The sequence below is a fragment of the Planomonospora algeriensis genome, assembly GCF_977012225.1.
Genome location: NZ_CDRNDK010000208.1, coordinates 1 through 10,665 on the forward strand (window position 1 = coordinate 1; position 10,665 = coordinate 10,665).

10 protein-coding genes and 1 pseudogene are annotated in these 10,665 nt (G+C 71.4%); 5 read left to right on the forward strand and 6 right to left on the reverse strand.

Going from position 1 to position 10,665, the window contains the following annotated elements:
• Positions 1 to 290, reverse strand: a pseudogene (locus ACWJ6R_RS20670) (hypothetical protein); the annotation flags it as partial.
• 13 nt (positions 291 to 303) lie between these two features.
• Between ACWJ6R_RS20670 and ACWJ6R_RS20675 the strand changes: the two are divergent.
• The 5 genes from ACWJ6R_RS20675 to ACWJ6R_RS20695 all read left to right on the forward strand — a co-directional run bounded on the left by ACWJ6R_RS20675 (position 304) and on the right by ACWJ6R_RS20695 (position 5,220).
• Positions 304 to 969, forward strand: a complete 666-nt coding sequence (locus ACWJ6R_RS20675; RefSeq protein ID WP_449063811.1) for a hypothetical protein — start codon at positions 304 to 306, stop codon at positions 967 to 969.
• Positions 966 to 2,057, forward strand: coding sequence for a C40 family peptidase (locus tag ACWJ6R_RS20680; protein ID WP_449063812.1), 1,092 nt, complete (start codon positions 966 to 968; stop codon positions 2,055 to 2,057). Before ACWJ6R_RS20675 ends, ACWJ6R_RS20680 begins: the two co-directional genes overlap by 4 nt.
• A 42-nt stretch (positions 2,058 to 2,099) precedes the next feature.
• Positions 2,100 to 2,498: a (deoxy)nucleoside triphosphate pyrophosphohydrolase gene (locus ACWJ6R_RS20685; RefSeq protein WP_449063813.1), complete on the forward strand. Its 399-nt coding sequence runs from the start codon at positions 2,100 to 2,102 to the stop codon at positions 2,496 to 2,498.
• Between the two features lie 864 nt (positions 2,499 to 3,362).
• On the forward strand, positions 3,363 to 3,632 hold the full coding sequence (locus ACWJ6R_RS20690) for a hypothetical protein (protein WP_449063814.1): 270 nt from the start codon (positions 3,363 to 3,365) through the stop codon (positions 3,630 to 3,632).
• A gap of 61 nt (positions 3,633 to 3,693) precedes the next feature.
• On the forward strand, positions 3,694 to 5,220 hold the full coding sequence (locus ACWJ6R_RS20695) for a hypothetical protein (protein ID WP_449063815.1): 1,527 nt from the start codon (positions 3,694 to 3,696) through the stop codon (positions 5,218 to 5,220).
• Positions 5,221 to 5,370: 150 nt separating this feature from the next.
• On the opposite strand, the gene ACWJ6R_RS20700 is transcribed toward ACWJ6R_RS20695, so the two are convergent.
• The 5 genes from ACWJ6R_RS20700 to ACWJ6R_RS20720 form a co-directional block, all read right to left on the reverse strand.
• The gene (locus tag ACWJ6R_RS20700; RefSeq protein ID WP_449063816.1) at positions 5,371 to 6,132 is read right to left on the reverse strand and encodes a succinate dehydrogenase/fumarate reductase iron-sulfur subunit; all 762 of its coding nucleotides are present in this window, start codon (positions 6,130 to 6,132) and stop codon (positions 5,371 to 5,373) included.
• A 4-nt stretch (positions 6,133 to 6,136) separates the two neighbouring features.
• The gene (locus ACWJ6R_RS20705; RefSeq protein ID WP_449063817.1) at positions 6,137 to 8,050 is read right to left on the reverse strand and encodes a fumarate reductase/succinate dehydrogenase flavoprotein subunit; all 1,914 of its coding nucleotides are present in this window, start codon (positions 8,048 to 8,050) and stop codon (positions 6,137 to 6,139) included.
• 9 nt (positions 8,051 to 8,059) lie between these two features.
• Positions 8,060 to 8,845, reverse strand: coding sequence for a hypothetical protein (locus tag ACWJ6R_RS20710; protein WP_449063818.1), 786 nt, complete (start codon positions 8,843 to 8,845; stop codon positions 8,060 to 8,062).
• 217 nt (positions 8,846 to 9,062) lie between these two features.
• On the reverse strand, positions 9,063 to 9,503 hold the full coding sequence (locus tag ACWJ6R_RS20715) for a response regulator (protein WP_449063819.1): 441 nt from the start codon (positions 9,501 to 9,503) through the stop codon (positions 9,063 to 9,065).
• Positions 9,496 to 10,665: sensor histidine kinase (locus ACWJ6R_RS20720; RefSeq protein WP_449063820.1), on the reverse strand; the 1,170-nt coding region annotated here is incomplete at its 5' end. The genes ACWJ6R_RS20720 and ACWJ6R_RS20715, both read right to left, overlap by 8 nt.

Genomic DNA, 10,665 nt, shown 5'->3' on the forward strand with positions numbered 1-10,665 from the left:
AGCGGGGGGACGGCGCCGTCGGGCGGCAGGTCCTCCTCCGGGGGCGGCGGCCGTTCCGGCGGGAGCATCTTCGGCGGGTCCCGGGGTTCGTCCGGCTCGGGTTCGCGCGGTTCCTCCGCGGGCTCGCGGAACGGCGGGTCCCGGGGCTCCTCGGGCGGCCCGTCGAGGAGCGGCGGTCCGGACAGGTCGTCCGAGGCGCCCCCGCTCTGGCTGCCGAGCCGGTCGGACCGGGGGCGGCGGGCCGACGAGGCCCCCACGCCGTTCTGGCTGCGCCCCTCCGGATCGGACAAGGACTGACGGACGATGGCCGAGATCGGTGGCCGCAGAGGGGTCGTCTTCGCCGTCCTCGTCGGGCTCCTGGCCGCGGTCGGGATCTACCTGACCATGTGGGAGAGCGGGACGGGCGGCGAGCAGGCGCAGGTCGGCCCGGTGGGCGTCGGCCGTACCGGGACGGAGCCGGGACGGCAGGCGGCCGCGGAGCCGTCGCGCCCGGCGGCGACGGCCAGCGACGCGCCGTTCGACGTCTACTCCTACCTGCCGATGACCAAGCAGGAGCTGGCCGCGGCCGCCGACTACGCCGAGCGGTTCACGGCCGAGTACGGCACCTACGCCCATGACGAGGACCCGGCCGCCTACGGGGACCGGCTGAGGGGTTACGCCACGACGGAGTTCGCCGAGGTCCTGGTGCGGGCCCGCACGTCGCCGGGGTTCGTCGAGGCGAACCGCGCCGACGAGGTGGTCTCCGCCGCTTCGGCGAAGGTGCGCCAGATCCGGCAGGTCCAGGACTCCTCGGTGGTGTTCGTGGTCGCCTGCACCGAGCGGATCACCGCGAAGAGCGGCGCGACGGAGCGCGTCGACGAGTACGCCGTCACGCTCGTCCCCGTCGGCGCCGACTGGCGGGTCCACGACCTGCAGCCCGCCGACGAGGGCCAGGAGGGGGACGAACGGCCCTCCGGGACCGGCGGATGAACGACGACGGCAGAAAGGTCCGGATCGGGGCGGTCCTCGCCGTGGTGGGGCTCTGCCTGGTCGGGCTGATCATGGCCCCGATGATGATGGTGAGCACCTTCCCGTCGTTCACCGGCGGCGAGCTGCCCGACTGCGAGGAGACCGCGGGCCGGGCGGACGGCGAGTCGGAGACGGCGGTGTCCGACATCCCGCCGGAGTACCTGGAGCTCTACCGCGAGCACGGCGAGAAGGTCGGCGTGCAGTGGAACGTGCTCGCCGGGGTCGGCAAGCGCGAGACCGACCACGGCCGCTCCACGCTCCCGGGCGTGCGCAGCGGCACCAACAGCGCCGGGGCCGCCGGGCCGATGCAGTTCCTGATCAGCACCTGGGGCGGGAAGGCGAAGATCAAGATCCCGTCGGAGTTCAACGGCTACGCCTCCGACGGCGACGGCGACGGCTGGGCCGACGTCTACAACCCGGCCGACGCCATCCTCGGCGCGGCCAAGATGCTCAAGCGCAACGGCGCGCCGGAGAACGTGCGGCGCTCGCTGTTCGTCTACAACCGGGCCTGGTGGTACGTCGACCAGGTCATGGAGATCGCCGGGAAGTACGCCGAGGACGGCGCGGTCAGCGTCCCGCCCGAGGCGGAACCGGCCTGCGACGAGCCGCTGGTCGAGGCGGCCCCCGACGACGTGGTCGCGCAGATCCTCGAGTACGCGCTGGCCCAGCGCGGCAAGCCGTACCTGTGGGGCGGCACCGGGCCGGACGCGTTCGACTGCTCGGGCATCGTCTACATGGCCTACCGGAGCGCGGGCCTGTCCATCCCGCGCACCACGTTCGGCCAGTGGCCGTTCGGAGTGAAGATCTCCGAGGGCGAGGAGCGGGCGGGCGACCTGGTCTTCTTCAACTCCGGCCCCGGTACCGGCCCGGACCGGCCCGGGCACGTCGGCATGGTGGTCTCGCCCGGCAAGATGATCGAGGCCCGGTGCCGCCTGTGCGGCCCGATCAAGGTCACCTCCTACCGCGGGAGGGCCGGCATCGTCGGCTTCACCCGGCCCCTGCAGAACCCCGCGGTCCAGGAACAGCTCCGGCTGAAGGCCCAGGGCTGACCCGCGACGCGCGGCGTCGCCGTTGATGCAGAATCAGGGCTCATGAGAAAAGTCGTCGTGGGAGCGGCCATCGTCGACGGGGCGGGCCGGCTGCTCGCCGCGCAGCGCGCCGAGCCGCCGGAACTGGCGGGGGGCTGGGAGTTCCCCGGGGGGAAGGTCGACCCCGGGGAGGACGACCGCACGGCGCTGATCCGGGAGTGCCGCGAGGAGCTCGGCGTCCTGATCGAGGTCGGGGAGGCGGTGGGCGGTGACTGGCCGCTGAACGGGGATCGCGTGCTGCGGGTCTGGCTGGCCTCGGTGGCGGAGGGGGAGCCGGAGGCGAGGGAGCACCGGGAACTGCGCTGGCTCGCCCTCGACGAGCTGGACGACGTCACCTGGCTGCCTGCGGACCTGCCGATCGTGCGAGCGGTGCGAGAACTGCTCGGCGGGATTGAACGGTAGCTGATCGTGACATAACTGCTACAGAGCGTGTTGTCGTCATGCGTTCACATCGGGGGATCGGAGACGCGCGGTGACCGTACTGTGCAGAAGATGGTGGAAGTACGCGGCGATGGTGTCGGCTCTCGGGACGGGGGTGCTCCTGCCGGCCGGCTGGCCGGCGGGGTACGCGTTCGAGCCGGAGCCGGCCGGTCCACCGCTCGACCTGCTCGGAGCCGCCGTGCCGGTCCCGTCCCTGGTGCCGGTCCCGCCGGTCCCGCCGATCGAACCGGTTCCGCCCGTCCCGTTCAGGACGCCGACCAGGCTGCCCGGCAAGCCGTCCCACCCGCCCCGGCCCACGCCGCTCCCGGACCGGACGACGCCGTCCAGGAGTCCGGGAGTCCTCCAGGAGGACACCGGAGAGGGCGTGATGCCCGTCCCGGCACCCGGCCATCTCACCTTCCCGGTCCCCACCGGCGCGGTGGTCCCGCCCGTTCCGCTGCCCACGCCGCTGGAGGAGAACGGCGAGCAGCCGTGCGAATGCGGGCCCGAGGACCTGCTCCCCGTCCAGGGAGAGACGGAGGGGGTGTCCGAGGCGGAGCCGTACGAGGTCTTCTACGACTTCCACGGGGTGGAGGGGGTGCCCGGCGCGGGGCGTCCGCGCCGCCCGGACAGGGGGGGAACGGCGCTGAAGCGACCGGGGGCGGAGACCGGCGCGGAGGCGGCGGCGGAGGAGCCCCGGCCGATGAGGAGCCCGCGGGGGTGGCCGCGGACGCGGGCCTCGCGACCACCGCGCCTATGCCCGTGCCCGCACCGGCCCCGGCTCCGGCATGGGTCTGGCCGGCGGCCCCGTCGTGGGCGTGGCCGGTCCCGACGATGCAGCCTCCCGTGGCCTGGCCCACCCCCGAGATCCGGATGCCGACGGCCGTGCCCTCTCCGACCGCGGTCCAGCCGCAGGGTGGAGCGCCGCTTCCCCTGGAGGTGAGCGGCCGGAGCCGGGAGATCGAGGTCGCCGGTGAGGCGGAACCGCTGGTGGAGCTGCGGGGACTGCCCGCCACGGGGGTCGCGATAGGCGGGCTGCTCTGCCTGCTCTGGCTGCAGGCGAAAGCGCAGCAGAAACGTGCCATGCGAGCGATGCGAGAAGAGCAGCTTTGCTGATAATTTTACCCGGCTGGTATTTTCTTGACTGAGTCGCCCGGGAATCGCACGGAGGCAGCCGGTGACGAGATCTCACCGCACGGCAGCCGTCTCGGCCGTGCTCATGTCGCTGGGACTGAGCGGTGTGATCGTGACCGCCGCCGTCTCGTTCGCCGGAGCCGGTCAGGCCATCGCGGCCACCGGAGTGGTCCTCGCCGAGCCCTCGCAGCTCCCGGGGTGCGACGTCGATCCCGCCGCGGAGTGCTCCGACCAGGCCGAGGAGCCCGCGCCGGTCGTGACGGTCACGGTGACCGCCGACCCCGACGGGACCGTGCCCACGCCCGCCACCAGCACGCCGGGGCAGGTGACGGTCACCGCCACGGTGACCGTGCCGCCGAAGAAGCCGTCCAAGACGGCCGCGGCGACCACCGCCGCTCCGCCGCCGCCCCCGACCCCGACGCAGACCGTCCAGCAGACGGTCCAGCCGCCGCCCTCGACCCCCGTCGAGCCGCCGGTGACCTCGACCCCCGAGATCGAGGAGACGGAGCCGCAGTTCCCCTCCGCCGAGCCGAGCCCGGTGGAGACGCTGCCGACCGCGTCGCCCGAACCGAGCGCCAGCACGTTCGCCGAGCCGGACACGGCCGCGGTGCCGTACGAGATCCGCAACGCGACCTCCGGCACCAGCCCCGCCGCGCTGAGCCAGCAACTCGGCATCCCGGCGCTGATCCTGGTGCTGCTCGTGCTGTTCGGCGTTCTGATCTTCGAGGGGAGGCTGCGCCGCCTGGCGCATGCCGCCGCCGTCCGCCGGGCCGGTCCCCGGGTGGCCGATCCCCGCGGCTACCCCGCGGGTCCCGGTTACGCGTCGGCTCCGGGACTGCCGTACGGGGGCCACCAGGGAGGCATGGCCTACGCCCCGATCATCAGCCTCGTCCCGATGCAGATGTATCCGCAGGTCTACCCCGAGGCGTACCCGGCCGGCCAGCCCTACGACCCGGCGGCCGCGCACATGCCCCCGCCGGGCTTCGAGCCGTACCCGTACGGGGCCTTCGAGCAGCATCCCTACGGGCAGTCCGAGCAGCATCCCTACGGGCATCCCGAGCAGCACCCGCAGGGTCCGTTCGAGCAGGACCCCCACGGACCGGAGACGCCGGGGCCGACGTTCCAGGAGCAGGCGCCGCCGACCGGGCCCGCGCCCTACGGGGAGTTCCACGGCGGACCGCTCCCGCAGGAGCCCGGCTCGTTCCCGGACGGCCCCGTTCTCGGCGGCCCCCTCTCCGCGGACCCGGCCGCGCCGACCGTGCAGGGCCCGCTGCCGCAGGGCCCGGTCCAGCAGGGGCCGGTCCAGCAGGGGCCGCTCCCGCCGTACGGTGACCCGTTCCCGCGTGATCCGGCCCTTCCCGATCCGCTGTCTCCGGGCCGGTCCCCGCAGATGCCCCAAGACCGCTTCCCCCAGGATCCGGCGCTGCCGGGCGGCGACCGGTTCCCGCAGGACCCGCCTCCTCCCGGCGACCCGTCCGCCCCCGTCGGCCCCGCGGCCACGGCCGTCTACCCCCTGCCGGGACAGGAGACGAAGAAGAAGCGCGGTCTCTTCCGCCGCGACCCGAAGTAACGCGGCCCGCAGCGGCGCGGCCCGAAGAAGCACGGCCTGAAGAGGCACGGCCCGCAGCGGTACGGGCGTGGAGGGCGGCCGGGCGACACGGAAGCGGCCGGCCACGAGGGAACGTGACCGGCCGCCGGGGAAGAAGGACCGCGGAGAGGGCTAGCTCTTCGGGCCGGAACGCTTGAAGATCTTGTTGCCCAGCCAGACCAGCGGATCGTACTTGCGGTCCACGACGCGCTCCTTCATCGGGATCAGCGCGTTGTCCGTGATCTTGATGTGCTCGGGGCAGACCTCGGTGCAGCACTTGGTGATGTTGCAGTAGCCGAGGCCGTGCTCCTCCTGCGCGGAGTCCTTGCGGTCGACCACGTCGTAGGGGTGCATGTCCAGTTCGGCGATCCGCATCAGGAAGCGCGGACCGGCGAAACCGGGCTTGTTCTCCTCGTGGTCACGGATCACATGGCAGACGTTGTTGCACATGAAGCACTCGATGCACTTGCGGAACTCCTGGCTCCGCTCGACGTCGATCTGCTGCATGCGGTACTCGCCCGGCTTCACGTCGGCCGGCGGGGTGAAGGACGGGATCTCCCGGGCCTTGGTGTAGTTGAATGAGACGTCCGTGACCAGGTCCTTGATCACGGGGAACGTCCGCATGGGCGTCACCGTGATCGTCTCGTCCTCGGTGAAGGTGGACATCCGGGTCATGCAGCCGAGCCGGGGCTTACCGTTGATCTCCATCGAGCAGGACCCGCACTTGCCGGCCTTGCAGTTCCACCGGACGGCCAGGTCGGGGGCCTGGGTGGCCTGGAGCCGGTGGATGATGTCGAGGACGACCTCGCCCTCGTTCACCTCGACGGTGAAGTCCTCCAGCTTTCCCTCGCCGCCCTCGCCCCGCCAGACGCGGAACTTCGCCTTGTAGCTCACGGCTCTACTCCCTCACCAGCGCGTCGAAGTCGGCCAGTTCCTCTGGGGTGATGTACTTCTCCAGCTCGGCCCGGTCGAAGAGGGTGATCAGGTCGTCCCGCATCGCGGGCTGGACCTTCTCCTCGACGGTCACCGCCGAGCCGTCGGGGGACGCGCCGCAGACCAGCAGCCTACGGCGCCACTCGGCGGACATGCCGGGGAAGTCGTCGCGGGTGTGACCGCCGCGGCTCTCCTCGCGCAGCAGGGCCGCCCTGGCCACGCACTCCGACACCAGCAGCATGTTGCGCAGGTCCAGGGCGAGGTGCCAGCCGGGGTTGTAGATCCGGTTGCCGGCCGCGCCGACGTTCTGCGCCCGCTCCTTGAGCTTCTTGACGGCCTCCAGCGCCTCGGTGACCTCGTCGGCGTTGCGGATGATGCCGACCAGCTCGTTCATGGTCCGTTGCAGCTCCTGGTGGACCTCGTACGGGTTCTCACCCGAGCGCTCCAGCGGGGCCAGCGCCTCGGCCCTGGCCGCGGTCACCGACTCCTCCGGGACCGACGGCCGGGCCGCCAGCCGGTCGACGTAGGCGGCCGCTCCGGCGCCCGCCCGGCGGCCGAAGACCAGCAGGTCGGAGAGCGAGTTGCCGCCGAGCCGGTTGGACCCGTGCATGCCGCCGGAGACCTCGCCCGCCGCGAACAGGCCGGGGACGGCGGCCGCGCCGGTGTCCGCGTCGACCTCGACGCCGCCCATGATGTAGTGGCAGGTCGGGCCGACCTGCATCGGCTCGGCGGTGATGTCGACGTCCGCCAGCTCCTTGAACTGGTGGTGCATGGACGGCAGCCGCCGGACGATCTCGGCGGCCGGGAGCCGGGTGGAGACGTCGAGGTAGACGCCGCCCTGGGGTGAGCCGCGCCCGGCCTTCACCTCCGCGTTGATGGCCCGGGCCACCTCGTCGCGGGGGAGCAGCTCCGGAGGACGCCGGTTGTTGGCCTGGTCGGTGTACCAGCGGTCGCCCTCCTCCTCGGTCGTGGCGTACTTGTCCTTGAAGACCTCGGGGATGTAGTCGAACATGAAGCGCTTGCCCTCGGAGTTGCGCAGCACGCCGCCGTCGCCCCGGACGGACTCGGTGACGAGGATGCCGCGGACCGACGGCGGCCAGACCATCCCGGTCGGGTGGAACTGGATGAACTCCATGTTGATCAGCTTGGCCCCGGCCAGCAGCGCCAGCGCGTGGCCGTCGCCGGTGTACTCCCAGGAGTTGGAGGTGACCACGTAGGACTTGCCGATGCCGCCGGTGGCCAGCACGACCGCGGGGGCGTCGAACAGGACGAGCCTGCCGTGCTCCCGCCAGTAGCCGAAGGCGCCGGCGATCGCGCCGCCGGGACCGTGCGCGGGGCCGTGGTCCTTCAGCAGCCGGGTGATCGTGCACTCGGCGAAGACCTTGATGTACGCCTCGGCGTCGCCGTGCAGCCGCTCGTCCTCCTGCTGGAGCGCGACCACCCGCTGCTGGAGCGTACGGATCATCTCCAGGCCGGTGCGGTCGCCCACGTGGGCCAGCCGGGGGTACTCGTGCCCGCCGAAGTTGCGCTGGCTGATCTTCCCGTCCTTGGTGCGGTCGAACAGCGCGCCCCAGGCCTCCAGCTCCCAGACCCGGTCGGGGGCCTCCTTGGCGTGCAGCTCGGCCATCCGCCAGTTGTTGAGGAACTTGCCGCCGCGCATGGTGTCGCGGAAGTGCACCATCCAGTTGTCGTCGCTGTTGACATTGCCCATGGCCGCGGCCGCGCCGCCCTCCGCCATGACGGTGTGCGCCTTGCCGAACAGCGACTTGCAGACGATCGCGGTGCGCTTGCCCTGCTGCCGGGCCTCGATGGCCGCCCGCAGCCCTGCCCCGCCGGCGCCGATGACGACGACGTCGTATTCGTGACGCTCGATTTCCACAGGTGATCCTTATGCGAACGGGAAGGAGATGATGCCCTTGGCGACCAGCCGTACGTAGAGGTCGGCGCCCATGACCGAGAACATGGAGACCAGGGCCAGCTCCTGGTGCTTGGCGTTGAGCTTGGAGACGACGGTCCAGGCCTTGTAGCGGACCGGGTGCCGGGAGAAGTGGGTCAGGCGCCCGGCCGTGATGTGACGGCAGGAGTGGCACGAGAGCGTATACAGGTTGATCAGGACCGCGTTGGCGATCAGGATCCACGTGCCGAGGCCGTCCGGCTTGTGGACGAGTGCCAGCACCGCGTCGTAGGCGAGGATCAGGCCGATCACGATCGCCGCGTAGAAGAAGTAGCGGTGCACGTTCTGCAGGATGAGCGGGAAGCGCGACTCACCGGTGTACTTGCGGTGCGGCTCGTTCACGGCGCACGCCGGCGGGGAGAGCCAGAAGCCCCGGTAGTAGGCCTTGCGGTAGTAGTAGCAGGTGAAGCGGAACCCTGCGGGCAGGCCGAGGATGAGGATGCCCGGCGGCCAGGTGTACCAGTCGCCGAACGGGGCCAGGCCGAACAGGCGCGCCTCCTCGGGACAGCTCGTCGCCAGGCACGGCGACGCGAACGGCGCGTGGTACGGCGAGACGAAGTAGTCCATATCGAAGATCGCCCACGTGGCGTAGACGAGGAACGCCGTGAAGATGATGAAGGTGACCAGCGGATAGCGCCACCACTGGTCGGTGCGTAGGGTGCGCTCCTTGATCTGCGCGCGCTGCCTTCTGGCCGGGCTGTCGGCCGCTGTCTGGGTCATCGGTGACCTCTCCACCTCCCGCGGACCCTTGCTCGCAGGGGGTCCGGGTCGTTTCAGTTGTGCCGCGCGCCGAGCCGCCGCGGCGCTCACCAGGGCGCGCGCATATTGGTGGGGGATACGTTACGACGGGACCCGGAGATTGTGTGAGAAGCGTCACTCACATTTTCACAGACCGTGTGTGATTCCTGTCACTCCGGTCCGGCGGCGGAGAGGGCCGTCAGTTGGCGGTGGGCAGCTTCACCACGGTGACGAAGAAGTCGTCGATCCGCCGGACCACGCTGATGAACTGCTCGAAGTCCACGGGCTTGGAGACGTAGGCGTTGGCGTGCAGGTTGTAACTGCGCAGGATGTCCTCTTCCGCCTCGGAGGTGGTCAGCACGACCACCGGGATGCGGCGCAGTTCCTCGTCGCCCTTGATGTCCTGGAGCACCTCGCGGCCGTCCTTGCGGGGCAGGTTGAGGTCGAGCAGGATCAGGTCGGGCCGCGGCGCGTCGGCGTAGCCGTCCTCCCGGCGGAGGAAGGCCATGGCCTGCTCGCCGTCGTTGACGACATGCAGCTTGTTCCTGACCTTGTTGAGCTCGAACGCCTCCTTGGTCAGCAGGATGTCGCCCGGGTCGTCCTCGACCAGCAGCACGTCGATCCAGCGCATCTCATTCATTGGCGTCTCCAGGGAGAAGGGTCCAGCGGAATGTGGTCCCGCGACCGGCGGACGCGCCCTCCCCGTCCGGGCGGCCGTCGTCCGGCTCATCATTGTCCACCCAGATCCGCCCGCCGTGGTATTCCACGATCTTCCTGCAGAGGGCGAGCCCGATGCCGGTGCCGGAGTAGACGTCCCGGCCGTGGAGGCGCTGGAAGATCAGGAAGATCCGTTCGGAGTGCTTGCCCTCGATGCCGATCCCGTTGTCGGAGCAGGAGAACTCCCACATGTCCCCGGTGCGGCGGACCCCGATGTGCACCCGGGGCGCCTCTCCGGAGCGGAACTTGACCGCGTTGCCGACGAGGTTCTGGAAGAGCTGGGTGAGCTGGGCCCGGTTGCCCAGCACCCGGGGCAGCTCGTCGCGGGTCACCGTCGCCCCGGCCTCCTCGATCTGCGAGGCGAGGTTCTCCAGCGCGGCCTCCAGGGGCACGGCGCCGTCGAGGGGGGTGAGCCCGCCGCCGGCCCTGCCCACCCTGGAGAAGTCGAGCAGGTCGCTGATCAGCGACTGCATGCGCTTGGCGCCGTCCACCGCGAAGGTGATGTACTGCCTGGCCCGGTCGTCCAGCTGCCCGCCGTAGCGCTGCTCCAGTAGCTGGGTGAAGCTGGCGATCTTGCGCAGCGGCTCCTGCAGGTCGTGGCTGGCCACGTAGGCGAACTGCTCCAGTTCGGCGTTCGAGCGCCGCAGCTCGTCGGCCTGCTCCTTGAGTTTCTCCTGCGCCTCGCTGGTCCGCCGCCATTCGGTGACGATCCTGCGGCGCATCGCGTCCACGTGACCGGAGAGCTCGGCCAGCTCGGCGGGGCGCTCGACCTTGAGCTCGTGCTCGAAGTCGCCGCGGGCCACCGCGCGGACCTGGCCGGTGAGCTCGGCCACCGGCCGCAGCACGGCGTGCCGGACGATGAGGGCGAAGCCGATCCCGGCCAGCACCAGGATCGTCGCCATCGCGCCGAGGGCGGCGTAGAGCGTCTGCCAGCCCTGCACCAGCCGGGTGGTCGCCGCCCCGTGCAACCGGGTGAGGTGGCTGCGCAGCGCGGTCAGCGAGGACTGGACCGCGCGGAAGCGCTCACCGCCGGCCCTGGCGCGTTCCCCGGCCAGGTCGGTCCGCCGGCCCGGCCCGGAACGCCC